Annotated in this window: 11 protein-coding genes; 9 read left to right on the top strand and 2 right to left on the bottom strand. The window is 64.5% G+C overall.

Annotated elements, in window-relative coordinates; translation table 11 throughout:
• Positions 1-13: 13 nt before the first annotated feature.
• Positions 14-1,609: a cellulase family glycosylhydrolase gene (locus tag KA354_21340; protein ID MBP7937197.1), complete on the top strand. Its 1,596-nt coding sequence runs from the start codon at positions 14-16 to the stop codon at positions 1,607-1,609.
• A gap of 46 nt (positions 1,610-1,655) precedes the next feature.
• Positions 1,656-2,621: a sugar phosphate isomerase/epimerase gene (locus KA354_21345; protein ID MBP7937198.1), complete on the top strand. Its 966-nt coding sequence runs from the start codon at positions 1,656-1,658 to the stop codon at positions 2,619-2,621.
• 36 nt (positions 2,622-2,657) lie between these two features.
• Here the strand turns inward: KA354_21345 and KA354_21350 are convergent, their stop codons facing one another.
• Positions 2,658-3,614: a sugar phosphate isomerase/epimerase gene (locus KA354_21350; protein MBP7937199.1), complete on the bottom strand. Its 957-nt coding sequence runs from the start codon at positions 3,612-3,614 to the stop codon at positions 2,658-2,660.
• A gap of 357 nt (positions 3,615-3,971) precedes the next feature.
• Here KA354_21350 and KA354_21355 point away from each other — a divergent pair, with 357 nt between their 5' ends.
• Positions 3,972-4,421: a hypothetical protein gene (locus tag KA354_21355; protein MBP7937200.1), complete on the top strand. Its 450-nt coding sequence runs from the start codon at positions 3,972-3,974 to the stop codon at positions 4,419-4,421.
• A 90-nt stretch (positions 4,422-4,511) separates the two neighbouring features.
• On the opposite strand, the gene KA354_21360 is transcribed toward KA354_21355, so the two are convergent.
• Positions 4,512-6,923, bottom strand: a complete 2,412-nt coding sequence (locus KA354_21360) for a hypothetical protein (protein MBP7937201.1) — start codon at positions 6,921-6,923, stop codon at positions 4,512-4,514.
• A 77-nt stretch (positions 6,924-7,000) separates the two neighbouring features.
• Between KA354_21360 and KA354_21365 the strand changes: the two genes are divergently transcribed.
• The 6 genes from KA354_21365 to KA354_21390 all read left to right on the top strand — a co-directional run.
• Complete coding sequence (locus KA354_21365) at positions 7,001-7,327, top strand: winged helix-turn-helix transcriptional regulator (protein ID MBP7937202.1); 327 nt, start codon at positions 7,001-7,003, stop codon at positions 7,325-7,327.
• A 122-nt stretch (positions 7,328-7,449) separates the two neighbouring features.
• On the top strand, positions 7,450-8,799 hold the full coding sequence (locus tag KA354_21370; GenBank protein ID MBP7937203.1) for a permease: 1,350 nt from the start codon (positions 7,450-7,452) through the stop codon (positions 8,797-8,799).
• Positions 8,800-8,823: 24 nt separating this feature from the next.
• Complete coding sequence (locus tag KA354_21375; protein ID MBP7937204.1) at positions 8,824-9,210, top strand: putative zinc-binding protein; 387 nt, start codon at positions 8,824-8,826, stop codon at positions 9,208-9,210.
• Between the two features lie 13 nt (positions 9,211-9,223).
• Positions 9,224-9,466 (top strand): TM0996/MTH895 family glutaredoxin-like protein, encoded by a 243-nt coding sequence (locus KA354_21380; protein MBP7937205.1) that lies wholly within the window; start codon positions 9,224-9,226, stop codon positions 9,464-9,466.
• 23 nt (positions 9,467-9,489) lie between these two features.
• The gene (locus tag KA354_21385) at positions 9,490-10,218 is read left to right on the top strand and encodes a thioredoxin family protein (protein ID MBP7937206.1); all 729 of its coding nucleotides are present in this window, start codon (positions 9,490-9,492) and stop codon (positions 10,216-10,218) included.
• On the top strand, positions 10,215-10,881 hold a 667-nt coding region (locus KA354_21390), incomplete at its 3' end, for a cytochrome C biogenesis protein (protein ID MBP7937207.1). The genes KA354_21385 and KA354_21390, both read left to right, overlap by 4 nt.

Genomic DNA, 10,881 nt, shown 5'->3' on the forward strand with positions numbered 1-10,881 from the left:
GAGGCTCGCGGCCATGCGCCTTGCCCAGTTGGCTCCTGTTCTCTGCCTCATGGCGGCCGCGGCCCCGGTGGGGGCAGTCACTTCCCAGCCAAACAGTCAGCCGATCCCACAGTCCCCGCCTTTGGCCAGGATACACGTCGCCGGAAACCGATTCGTCGATCCCGCCGGCCGGCATATCATTCTGCACGGCATCAACGCCGGCGGTACCAACAAGCCGGACTCGACCTGGATCAAGCCGGGACTCTGTGCCCGCATGCGCGATTGGGGCCTCAACGTCATCCGCCTGCAGCTGGAGTGGTCCGAACTCGAGCCGGAATGCGGCAAGTACGACGAAGACTACCTCAGGCTGGCCGACGAGCAGATTGCCTCGGCTCGCGCCAACGGCCTGTACATCTACCTTGACATGCACCAGGACCTGTGGGGCGTCAAGGCGATTGACGGAGCCCCAGCCTGGGCGACGCTCGACGAAGGCCAGCCGCACGTCCAGAACCCCAACCTGTGGCAAGAATCCTATTGGACCAGCCCCATGGTCCAGACCGCGTTCGACAACTTCTACGCGAACCAGCCCGGCCCCGACGGCGTCGGCATCCAGGACCGGTTCGCCATGGCCTGGCGACAGGTCGCCCGGCGATATGCCGCCGACACCACCATCATCGGCTACGATCTGTTCAACGAGCCTTACCCCGGCAGTCCGATGCGAATGATGCCCCTGATCATTGCCGCCAAGCTTGCCAAGGTCAGGATCGACAAGGGCGAGGAGGTCACCGTGGCCGGCCTGCTCAAGGAATACCAGAGCGAGGAATTCCGCCGCAAGGCCATGACCGAAGTGGCGGCGGACGAGAACCTCCTGAAGGGCGTATTGGCGGCTCTCGAGCCGCTGTACATGACCTACGAGCGCGATTCACTGAACCCGATGTATGCCCGCGTGGCCAGAGCGATCCGCGAGGTGGACAAGCACCATATAATCCTGCTGGAGCCTGGCGGAGGGTCCATTATCGGAGTGCGGAGCGCTCTTGCCCCGATCATGGACGGCGAAGGACGGCGGGATCCGCAGCAGGCCCTGGTACCGCACGCCTACGGACTGCCGATGGGCGATCCCACGACCCTGCACATGGGCGTGATCTTTGCCCGCATGGCGGAACTGGCCACGCGGCTGAATATGCCGGTCATCGTGGGCGAATGGGACGCCGACCCGGGCAACAACCAGGACCGCCGGCCGATGGCCCTGTTCATCGCCTCGCAGCTCGAGCAATACGGGTTCGGAGACACGTTCTGGATTCTGAAGCCCGACCTGGAGGAGAAGAGCTTCTTCGCCGCGATCTGCCGGCCCTGTCCCGTCGCACTGGCGGGGGAACTGCTCAGCTACGGCTTCGATCGCGAGAAGCGGGTCTTCCGGTGTCGGTGGAAGGAGCAACCGGCGATCGGAGAACCGACGCGGATCTTCGTGCCGCTGGCCGCGTTTCCCAAAGGGTTCCGCGTCGAAACGATCCCGGCGGGTTCGAAGGTCGGGCAGAGTCCTTGTGGTTCCGGCCGTTTGGGTGTTTATCTGGACATCGAGCCCGGGGGGGAGCCGGGCACACGGAAACTGGTCTTGAAGCAGGTCGACTAAGGCCTGGGTGAAGATGAGCGACATTCGTGCTGATGGGAGAATGCCAATGGGAGCTTCTTCGCAGACCCGACCTGACAGGCGTGCTATTATCAAGACGATGGCCGCGGCAGGTGCGGCCGCCGGCTTGAACCGATGGGCCCGGGCCGAAGCCGCGGCGAGCGATACCGGCAAGCCTCGCCCCTGCCTGTTCACCAAGCCGCTGCAGAACCGGCCTTTCGCTCAGCTGCCCGAGGTGCTGAAGAAAAACGGCATCGATGCTGCGGATCTGACTTGCCGGTCGAAGGGACACGTGCTACCCGAACGGGTTGCGGAGGATCTGCCCGCGGCTCACGCGTTGTTGGCCAAGGCTGGTATTGCCATCCCGATGATCACCACCGAGATCACCGACGCGGGCAAGGGCCACGCCGAGGCCATCGTGAAGACCGCCGCCGGCCTGGGCATTCGCTACCTCAAGCTCGGCTACTACAGCTACCAGAACCTGGACCGCATCGAGGCCACGCTGGCCGAGGTCAGAGCCCGCCTTCGCGACATCGCGGCCCTCTGCAAGGCCCACGGCGTGACCGCCGGTTTCCACAATCACTGCGGCTTGCGCGTCGGGGCGGGAATGTGGGACATTCACGAACTCATCCAGGACCTTCCTAGGGAAGCTATTACCTCCTACTTCGACCTGCGGCACGCAACGGTCGAGGGCGGCGACGGCGGATGGCGAATCGGCCTGGGCCTGCTCGCCCCGCGAATCCGCATGCTCGCGGTCAAGGACTTCTTCTGGTCCAAGGACGGCAAAGGTGTGTGGAAGGCCGAGGATGTCCCGCTCGGCGTGGGCATGGTCCGGTGCGAGGAAGGGCTCAAGCGGCTGAAGGCCCTTCGCTTCGCGGGGCCGATCTCGCTCCATGTTGAGTATGCCGCGATCGAACGATCGATCGGCTCAAAGGAAGATCAGGCCGCCCTCGAGTCCATCCGCCGCGATTGGGCCACGCTGAAGACCATGCTCGAACGTGCGGGCCTGGCGTGACGACAGGCCTTCAGCCTGGATGCGCTCCCCTGTTCCCTACTTGACCAACTCGACACCGGACTTCGGGGCCCGAGCCAGAATGAAGGTCCGCGCCTGGTCGTACTCCTGCTCGTTGGCACAATGCTCGATCATCAAGGGCGGCGACTGCTTCAGGCCCGCCAGGCGGCGCAGGTAGGTGTCGAAATCGAGCTTGCCCTTGCCGGCCGGGACTTCGCGGAAATGGACGTTCATCTCGATGTCCCAGACGAGGTCCTTGGCGTGGCAACTGATGATCTGCGGGCCGAGCTTGTCGAAACACTCGTTGAGCAGGTCGGTGTTGCGGTAGAAGCGCTCCGGCGAGTTGACCAGATTACACGGGTCGAGATGCACGCCGAAGGCCGGGCGATCGACCGCCTTGAGGAGCCTGAGGTACGAATCCGGGGAGTCCGGGATCGCCCAGCCCATCATCTCGAAGCAGAACCTGGCTCGCTTCGGCTTGACCGCGTCGATGATCTTGCGAGCATTCTCGACGGTGGCGTCGAAGAACTTCTGGCTGAGATTGTCGGGATGCGGCCCGAACCAGGAATCCTGGTTGTATGACCCGGCAATATCCACGCAGCAGCGCGCCCCGATCGCCTCGGCCAGGGCCAGCCCCTCGGTCACTGTCCGCAGATGGTCGGCCTGCTTCTTCTCGTCCGCGTCCAGCAGATTACACCACCGGCCGACCTCGGCGATGACCACGTTGTGCTTGGTGAACGCCTTGGCGATGGCCTCGACCCGGGCGGTATCCTTCAGATCGACGCCCGGACAATACGCCGCCCGGTAGCCGAGCTTGACATGAGCCAAAGCCAGCTCCTCAGGATCGTGGGTCTTGGCGAAGACCGGCCCGCCCAGGCGAATACCCTTGGATGGTGTGGCGTCCTTCGCCTGGGCGAAGGAGAAGGACGACATGCCCGCCAGGCTGGCAGCCGCCGCGGTACCCATAGACCGTTGGATGAAGGTGCGCCTGTTCATGTGCTCGCTCCTGTTTGAGTCGGACAGGTGAATACCGACATCATTATACAGATCCACCGCCCGTTCAACAGGCGCGTGCGTCATCACGGCGCCGGCCATGAGACGATTCTCCTGCTCGGAAAACTCAACCGCCGCCCGGCTGACGAACGACCTGCCCCCGCTCGCTCCGGTTCAGCAGCGGGTCGCAGGACTGCAATAGGCAGCTGACCCCCGAAACCCGGGGAGCGGACCAGGGCGGGCCGCTTGTACCCGGAGTGTGGCTGGGGCCGAACGCGGCTCGCATCCGGCAAAACGTCATCGTATACTGGATGCGGCCCCACGGGATGCCGGGACTCCCGGGCCGGAGCAACGATTGAGATGAGCAAGCTCAGCTACTACTTCCCGTTCCTGATCGGGATCATCCTGGGCCCGGTCATCGCCTACTTCAAGCTGGCGGAACTATGGGCCTCGGCGTCCGACGGATGGCATCTGCTCATGGCTCCGTGTGCCCTGCTCGTCGGAGCGCTGGGCGCTGTTTTGCTCCAACTCCTGATGATCGGCCTGCAAGGCGTGATTGCGGGTGTTGTACCTGTCTACCGCGGCCGATCGATCCGCGGAACCGGCGCCGTTGTGATCGGGCTGCTGATCCTCATCTTGAACGGCGTCGGCCTGACCGTACTGCTGTCCCTCCAAGCGCTCAGGGAATTACCCTCCGGCTGGTTCTGGTTCGTGTCCATCGCAGGCGTCGTCAGCCTGGTCGGCTTCATCGGCACCTACCTCTGGTGTCTCCCCAACGCGGTCCAGGATTTTATCGACGAACCCCGCTGAGTCGCCCGGTGCGTGAACCCGGCGAGTGCGCTGGAACCGCCTGCCCCGCGCTCTTGGCCTTCACCGGACAACCGCCCGGGCAGCCAGTCGTCATCCCGCCGATTCCCGCGGGCGGGTGATGACCAAGATCGCGGCGGAAGCCAGTTTCACCGCGACGAGAAGGGCCGCGGTCGTCGGGATGCCGAATACCGGAACGAGGACGATGCCGGTGAGCAGGGCCCCGGCGCAGGCCCCGGCGTGGTCGGCCCCGATGACGCTCCCGGCGGCCGGTCCCACTTCCCGAGAGAGCTCCACCTGCACCGCCCCGGCTAGGGCGAATGCCGCGCCGCCAATCACGCCAGCCAGAGCCATGAGTATGGAGACGGCCAGCTCCGCCCCGGCCGCGCCCAGCCGTCCTCCGCCCGGACCGTTCACGCCGGCGAGCACGATCGGTGTCGCCAGGGCCAGGCCAGCCAGCAGAAGATCAACCGCGACCAGGGTTCGCCACGCCCGACCACAGGTGCCGGCGTCAGGGATCGGCGACGACCGCCGCCGAACCGACTCGCAGCCGATGACCAGGCCGGCCATGAACAGGGCGACAAGCCAGCCGATCCGCTGGTAGACGTAGCCGTAAAGGCTCTGAAAGGCGAACAGCAGGATGAGTGTCAACGCCATAGTGACCAGGCCGGTCGTACCGATGGAACAGGTGATTGCGGCATGCCGCGTACCGCGGCGGCCGCCGAGGCGAAGCGGATGCCACAGAAACGGAACCGCGCCCAGGGCGGCAAGGACCACCCCCGCGACAGCCAGAGGCACGCCGCGAACGCGTTCCAGAGCCCGGCTCGACGTCGGGCTGGTCATCCGCTCCCAGAGGATCAACCGCTTCAGATAGATGATCGGACGCAGATCGGTGCTCACCTCGACGTTCAGGGCGGCGTCAAGATCCTCGGACCGCTGGCAAAGCTTGTCCGGCTCAAACGATTCGGCCGCCGTTTCGAACCAGAGCGGCTCGAAGGACGAGCCGGTGACGCGGCGCGCACCGTACCGCCGAGTCAACTCGACCGCATCGGTGGCGATCAGGTCGGGGGCGGTGGCGGCCAGCACCGGGGCGGGATCGCCCCAGCCGACCACGACGGCCGGGAAGTGCTCGCGGAGCGTCGCCCGGATCGACGCCAGGTACTCGGCCGAGTCCGGCGACAAGCGCGCCGGAGCGGCCGCCGCGGTCATGCACAGGACCGCCCGATCGGTCATCGCTTGCCGCAGCTCCGAATAGAACTCCTTGGTGTAACACCGAGCCCGGAGCGCCGAGGTCGGCTCCGGCAACCGGGCAATCACCAAGTCATAGCAATCCCGCTGACTCTTGAGCATGAAGCGGATGTCCTGATGAACCACGGAAACCCGGGGATCCGCCAGGACCAACCGGTCCTGCGGCCGGAGGAAGGGCTCGATGAGTTCAAGTTGACGGGCATCGGGCTCGAGGTAGTCGACCACCCGCTGGATCGGCGGCCGGGCCGCATCGAAGTGGCGAAGAACCTCGGCCAGGAGTCCTTCCGCCCCACCTCCGATGACCAGCACGCGACGCGGCGCGGGATGCTGGCACATCCAGAGGTGAGCAAGCGGCACAACGCCGTAGGGGTCCGGGAACGTCGTCGCAATGTGCCCGTCGCAGTAGAGCGAGTATTGCTCATCCCGCTGGCCGACCGCGAGGTTCTGATACTTGGATTCCGCCTCGGCACAGAGTCGATAGCCCGGGGCCAGGGCGACCCAACGGCGAGCGACCAGCCACCGATTCAGCGGATCACCGGGGGAGAAGGCGAAGGCCAGCGCAGCTCCGCTCACGGCCCCCAGCAGGAAGCCCAATCGCCTCCTCGAACGGTCCGTCGCCAGCAACGCCCCGCACGCACCCAGCGTGATCGCCGCACAGACCAGCGCCGTCTGGATCGGCGAAAGCCGCTCCACCGCCCAGAAGCTGAATGCCGCTCCGCCCGCAAGCCCTCCCGCCGACTCCAGCGTGTAGACATGACCGAGCGCACCACTGCCCGACGGAGCTTCGGATGGACAGCCCGACGGACCCTCGTCCGACACGCGGCAAGCCAGGGGAAAGGCCATGCCGATCAGAATGCCGGCCGGCGGCACCAGCAGCAGGGCCGCCAGGAGCGTCCGCGGCAAGGGCACCAGCTCGCCCGGCTCCACGCCCAGCCAGGCCCGGGCCCCGCGAAATAACCACATCTCCAGGCCGGGCAGCAAGGCCAGCCCCATCAGTACCCCGACCAGAGCCATGACCGGCCGATGCACACGCCGCGACGCCCGGCCACCCAGAACGCCCCCCACGGCCACACCCGCCAACCAGGCGAACAGCACAACACCCCAGGCCAACTCGCTCCCGGACATGAGCACCACCGATTCCCGAAGCAGCAACGACTGGGTGACCATCGCCTGGCCACCCCAGACGAAGATCAGAATGCTCAACCAGAAGCGAGCGGATCGGCGTGCGGACCGGCTAGGCTGGGACAGAGGCGTCATCGGTGGCCATTCTACCGGAAGTTGGAAAGGCCGGAACGCGCATTTGACCATCCGCACATTGATGGTATAATGACCATATGGCCATTAAACGCAAAGCGCCCGCCTACTACGAAGCCCGGGCCCGCATCGCGAAAGCCATGGCCCACCCAACCCGCGTGTTCATCCTCGAAGTCCTCCAGGAGCGCGAGTGGTGCGTCTGTGAACTCACCAATCTGATCGGCGCGGACCAGTCCACGGTATCCAAGCACCTGGCCCTGCTCAAGCAGGCCGGCCTGGTCGAGGTTCGCCGTGAAGGCTCGATGATCTTCTACCGCCTGCGGTGCAGGTGCATCCCCAGCTTCTTCAACTGTATCGAGTCCGTACTGAAGGCCAATCTCCAGGCCCATCAGGAGGTGATGAACTGAGCCCAGGAGGGAGGGCTCTCTTTTTTTGAGCCATCCATGGCAATTTGGCCATAAAGCAATACTTGCTCTCAACGGCCGCTATTGGATGTGCCGTCGGGATCGGGAGATACATCGGAATGACGTTGGACTGGAGATCCGAGTACAAGAAGCTCCTCTGGGGCGTGGCGATCTTCGCCACCTGCTTCGCCTTGCCGACTGAGTGGCCGCGATTCAATAAGGCGGTCTTGGAGTCGCTGGCCCTGCTCAAGGGGTATGCCCAGGAGCATGTACTCCTGTGCCTGGTCCCGGCGTTCTTCATCGCCGGGGCAATCGGGGTGTTCGTCAGCCAGGCTTCGGTCATGCGGTACCTCGGGCCGAAGGCGCCCAAGGCATTGGCCTACGGCGTGGCTTCGGTCAGCGGCGCGATTCTGGCGGTGTGCTCGTGCACGGTGCTCCCGCTGTTCGCGGGCATCTGGCGCACGGGCGCCGGGCTCGGGCCAGCTTGTGCGTTCCTGTACTCAGGCCCGGCCATCAACGTGCTTGCCATCATCCTGACCGCCCGCATCCTGGGACTGGACATTGGCGCGGCCCGCGCCGTCGGGGCGATCTCCTTCAGCATCATCATCGGCCTCATCATGCACCTGATCTATCGCCAGGAAGAGGCCACCAAGGCCGAGGCCGCGGATATGACGCCCACCCCAGAGATTGGCCGGCCCCTGTGGCAAACCATTCTGTACTTCGCGAGTATGATCGGCATTCTCGTGTTCGCCAACTGGGGCAAACCAGACCAGACTTCGGGCTTTTGGTTCGTGATCTGGAGCTCGAAATGGGCGATCACGGCCGTGTGCGCCACCGCTTTGGCCGTCTTCCTGGCGATGTGGTTCAAAGTGGAATGGTGGAAACTGGCCCTGGTAGCGGCGGTAACGCTGGTCGCCTGGGCGTTGGCCGGGTCGATCGTTACGCCTGGGCTCCGCACCTGGCTGCACGCGGAGCACGCACCGCTGAATGCTATGTTCCCCTTTGTAGTCGCATGCGTCGGCTTGTCAATCGTTCTTGGCTCGCGCCAGGACGAAGCGGGTGAATGGTTCAATCAGACCTGGGCCTTTGTCAAGCTGATCACCCCGCTGCTGCTGGGCGGCGTGCTGGTGGCCGGGCTGCTGCTTGGCCGCCCGGGTGAAGAGGGACTGATTCCCAACCGCTGGATCACCGATCTGGTCGGCGGCAACTCGGTGCGGGCTAACCTGTTCGCCTCCGTATTCGGGGCGTTCATGTACTTCGCCACTCTGACGGAAGTCCCCATCCTCCAGGGCCTGATCGGTTCCGGGATGGGCAGGGGACCGGCCCTGGCACTGCTCCTTTCCGGGCCGGCGTTGTCGTTGCCGAGCATGCTGGTCATTCGCTCGGTGCTTGGCACGGGCAAAACCGTTGTGTTTAGCAGTCTGGTCATTGTGCTTTCAACGACGGCGGGCCTCATTTTCGGGGCCGTCAGCTGAGTCAGACTCTCGAGGAGAATAATCATGACGACAGGATGTGGATGCGGTAGTAATGGCGGTGAAACGCTGATCTTCACCTGTGCCGGCGCGGCACACTCGGGCCAAGCGGCCAACCGGGCCGGCGTGCAGGCGATGCAGCAGGGCATTGGAAACCTGTTCTGCATCGCCGCCGTGGCCGCCGACATTCCTGACAAAATGACGCGGGTCCGCAAGGCGGGCAAACGCATCGCCATCGACGGGTGCAGCGATCACTGCTGTCGCAAGGTGCTGGAGAAGGCGGGTCTGACTGCGGACGTGCATGTGGTTGCGACCGAGCTGGGCATCGAGAAGAAACCCGCCCAACCGGACATGGCCGGCGATGCGAGCAAGATCGTGGACAAGATCAAGGCTCTCGCGGGCCCGGCCTGCTGATGAGGTGTCTCCTATGAAGATCGAGATTCTCGGGAGCGGTTGCCCGAAGTGTACGACCCTGGCCGCGAACGCCGACAAGGCGGCCAAGAGCCTGGGCATCCCCTACGAGCTGTGCAAGGTGACTCAGCTTGCGGAGATCATGAAGCGCGGGGTGATGATGACTCCCGCGCTGGCCATCAACGGCGAGGTCAAGTCGGCGGGCAAGGTGCTCTCGGAAGCGGAGATTACCGGTCTGTTGACCACGACCATATCGTAAGCCGGCTTGGCGAGGAGATACCCATGAACAACACGGCGCGAATCGGGATTGTGGTGGCTCTGGCGGTGGCAATCGGTATCGTCGTCGTGGCCAAGCACGGGAAGAAGTCGTCTTCAACGACAGCAGGAACACCTGCCACTGCGAGTGCCCCGACCGCCGCAGGCTTGCCTCGGCTGGTGGACCTGGGCGCGAACCAGTGCATTCCCTGCAAGAAGATGGCTCCCATCCTGGAGGAGCTCAGGAAGGAGTTCGCCGGCCGGCTGCAGGTCGATTTCATCGACGTTTGGGAGAACCCCAAGGCCGGCGATGAGTACCACATCAAGCTGATCCCAACGCAGATCTTCTTCGACGCGTCGGGCAAGGAGCTGTTCCGCCATGAAGGCTTCTTCTCCCGCGAGAACATCCTGGGAAAGTGGAAGGAACTGGGTGTGGATCTCACCGGCAAGCCGGCGGCCTCGATCGAGCGTGCGACTCCCACCGCGGCCGATACACGGGCCAAGGATAGCATCTGCTTCATGTGTGACGGCGGTGTGAGCCCCAAGAGCCGGGTACTCGTGAAGGGCCAAACGGAGCAGATCACGCTCTGCTCGCCGCACGGCTTCTTCATCAACGAGGCCAGCCTGAAGGCCTGGCTGGAAAAGCACCCGACCGCGACCGGCCGGATGGTCACCATCGGCCAGGCCCTGGCGGCCAAGATGAACATGACGCCCGCCCAGATCGCCGGGGCCTGCAAGATCGGTGAATGCAAATGATCCAGCGGCTCTTCGATATGCTGACGCACGCCGTGGAAGGTACGCCCCTGATCGCCCTGGCGGCCGCTTTCCTCTGGGGCATTCTGAGTATCATTCTGAGCCCCTGCCACCTGGCGAGCATTCCGCTGATTGTCGGCTTCATCGGCCAGCAGGGGCAGATGACCGCCCGGCGAGCCTTCGGGATCTCCACGCTTTTCGCCGTGGGCATCTTGATCACCATTGCCGCGATCGGTGCGATCACCTCCGCGGCGGGCCGGATGATGGGCGATGTTGGGCGTTACGGCAACTACTTCGTCGCGGTACTGTTCTTCCTGGTCGGCCTGGTGCTCCTGGAGGTCATTCCCCTGCCCTGGTCGGGGCCGGGGCAAGTCAACATGAGGCGCAAGGGCCCGCTCGCGGCGTTCATTCTTGGCCTGGTTTTCGGCATCGCCCTGGGACCATGCACGTTCGCCTTCATGGCCCCGGTACTTGGTGTCACGTTCAAGGTCGCGACGACCAACGCTCTCTATGGCGCGGCGTTGTTGCTCGTGTACGGCATCGGGCACTGCTCGGTGATCGTGGCCGCGGGAACGTCGACCGAAATGGTGCAGCGATACCTGGACTGGAACGAGCAATCCAAGGGCGCGGTGATCCTCAAGAAGGTCTGTGGCGTCCTGGTTCTGC

Source organism: Phycisphaerae bacterium (assembly GCA_018003015.1).
Lineage (GTDB): Bacteria > Planctomycetota > Phycisphaerae > UBA1845 > PWPN01 > JAGNEZ01.

Excerpts from the sequence above, each read along its gene's own strand:
- KA354_21340 (MBP7937197.1), top strand. The coding sequence starts at position 14 with ATGCGCCTTGCCCAGTTGGCTCCTGTTCTCTGCCTCATGGCGGCCGCG.
- KA354_21345 (MBP7937198.1), top strand. The coding sequence starts at position 1,656 with ATGGGAGCTTCTTCGCAGACCCGACCTGACAGGCGTGCTATTATCAAG.
- KA354_21350 (MBP7937199.1), bottom strand. The coding sequence starts at position 3,614 with ATGAACAGGCGCACCTTCATCCAACGGTCTATGGGTACCGCGGCGGCT.
- KA354_21355 (MBP7937200.1), top strand. The coding sequence starts at position 3,972 with ATGAGCAAGCTCAGCTACTACTTCCCGTTCCTGATCGGGATCATCCTG.
- KA354_21360 (MBP7937201.1), bottom strand. The coding sequence starts at position 6,923 with ATGACGCCTCTGTCCCAGCCTAGCCGGTCCGCACGCCGATCCGCTCGC.
- KA354_21365 (MBP7937202.1), top strand. The coding sequence starts at position 7,001 with ATGGCCATTAAACGCAAAGCGCCCGCCTACTACGAAGCCCGGGCCCGC.
- KA354_21375 (MBP7937204.1), top strand. The coding sequence starts at position 8,824 with ATGACGACAGGATGTGGATGCGGTAGTAATGGCGGTGAAACGCTGATC.
- KA354_21380 (MBP7937205.1), top strand. The coding sequence starts at position 9,224 with ATGAAGATCGAGATTCTCGGGAGCGGTTGCCCGAAGTGTACGACCCTG.
- KA354_21385 (MBP7937206.1), top strand. The coding sequence starts at position 9,490 with ATGAACAACACGGCGCGAATCGGGATTGTGGTGGCTCTGGCGGTGGCA.